This window comes from Pseudomonas lundensis (assembly GCF_002269125.1).
In the GTDB taxonomy this organism is placed as follows: Bacteria; Pseudomonadota; Gammaproteobacteria; order Pseudomonadales; family Pseudomonadaceae; genus Aquipseudomonas; species Aquipseudomonas lundensis_A.
Genome location: NZ_NQKI01000090.1, coordinates 1 through 1,263, shown reverse-complemented (window position 1 = coordinate 1,263; position 1,263 = coordinate 1). Strand labels below are relative to the sequence as shown.

Genomic DNA, 1,263 nt, shown 5'->3' with positions numbered 1-1,263 from the left:
CTCCATAGTCATCTGACACCTCGATATGGCGAGCATTCTCGCCTAAATGAGTGTCCGGTTTCATTAGACCACTACAGTGGGCGCCTGCCTGAGTCGCGCAAGGTGAGTTCGGCGTACGCTTACGGTTGCTGCCCGTCACGAAGGGCAGAAATCGGCCAGGAGCGGACATTTCTTGACCTCCTCTTAGGGCGATGGTGTACACCTATTTTAAGTGGACACCATTTTTAGCCCCACAAGCGGATCGCTATGCGCCAACGAACCTCCTATCCAAAGCCTTTCAAAGCCCAAGTCGTCCAGGAATGCCTGCGACCGGGCGCTCTGTTGTCGATGATGTATCCCCGCCTTGAGCTGATTCGTGACCTGCTAGCAATCACTCGTCATCTACTCGGACGTTGGCATGCAGTTATTGGAGCGAATACATAAGGGAGCGGTGCCATGCCTTACATATAAGTAATATAAGAGTCATCTTCCCGACAGGTATCATTAGCTACTATCTAATCACCAGTGAATTAGAGTTCGTAGAAAATCATGAAAACATTGAATGCAGTCATCGCTATTTCGATATTGGCAGTTTCATCCTTTGTCATGGCTGAAGGCGGAGGAGATCGCGTTTATGGTCGGATGATGCAAGAAAATCAACAGGCGATGGAGCAATATGCTCTCAAAAATGGTAAGGCCATCCCTGAAATTGTTCATTATGAATATGGTATGAACCTGGATGTTCAGAAGGTAGTCAGTGTCACGCAAGCCAACAAATCCTGTGATGTTGCGCCTTCGCGCATGACCTATGAAGACTCTGCTGGCAAACTCAACACCTTGGAGTACAGAGTTATGGGTACCAACTGCCCGCACGGAAGCTAGTCCAAAGGAGCCATGTCTGCGTCAGATTATTTGGTTTATCTGAAGGACATGTCTTTCCGTGTTCGCCAAGCAACGACGCGAGCCACCGATTTCGAATCTGATTTGGATGAGGTCCGACTGATTGTCGAGTACCCACTGCAACTCCTTTAACGAACGCTAGCCATCGGCATCAAGTGTTCGGTTACCAGATACACCCCGTCTCCTTGTTTCTCCTTTGGTTTTGGAGACGGTTTAGGCGCCCTAGTGGCGCCTTTTTTATGTGTGAATTGACATAAGAATGGGATGTCCTGGCCGTCGTACCTAAGTACGCCCCGCTTGAGCAGCTTGATCTTGCCCAGCACGAGTGGACACCCCGTTAAGCGATAAACTGCAACGAGGTGAACCATGGCAAGAACCGCTACC

2 protein-coding genes and 1 pseudogene are annotated in these 1,263 nt (G+C 49.6%); 2 read left to right on the top strand and 1 reads right to left on the bottom strand.

Going from position 1 to position 1,263, the window contains the following annotated elements; all coding sequences use genetic code 11:
• Positions 1 to 528 precede the first annotated feature (528 nt).
• A complete protein-coding gene (locus tag CJF39_RS22585) occupies positions 529 to 861 on the top strand; it encodes a DUF2790 domain-containing protein (RefSeq protein ID WP_083334222.1) in 333 nt (110 codons plus the stop codon).
• A 42-nt stretch (positions 862 to 903) separates the two neighbouring features.
• Positions 904 to 1,011 (top strand): annotated as a pseudogene (locus tag CJF39_RS22930) (OprD family outer membrane porin); the annotation flags it as partial.
• Here the strand turns inward: CJF39_RS22930 and CJF39_RS23235 are convergent.
• A partial coding sequence (locus tag CJF39_RS23235) for a hypothetical protein (protein WP_212556002.1) occupies positions 1,008 to 1,263 on the bottom strand: 256 nt, incomplete at its 5' end. The pseudogene CJF39_RS22930 and the gene CJF39_RS23235 sit on opposite strands and share 4 nt — an antisense overlap.

Bases quoted from the DNA above. Each gene is read 5' to 3' on its own strand.
- CJF39_RS22585 (WP_083334222.1), top strand. From the start codon at position 529: ATGAAAACATTGAATGCAGTCATCGCTATTTCGATATTGGCAGTTTCA.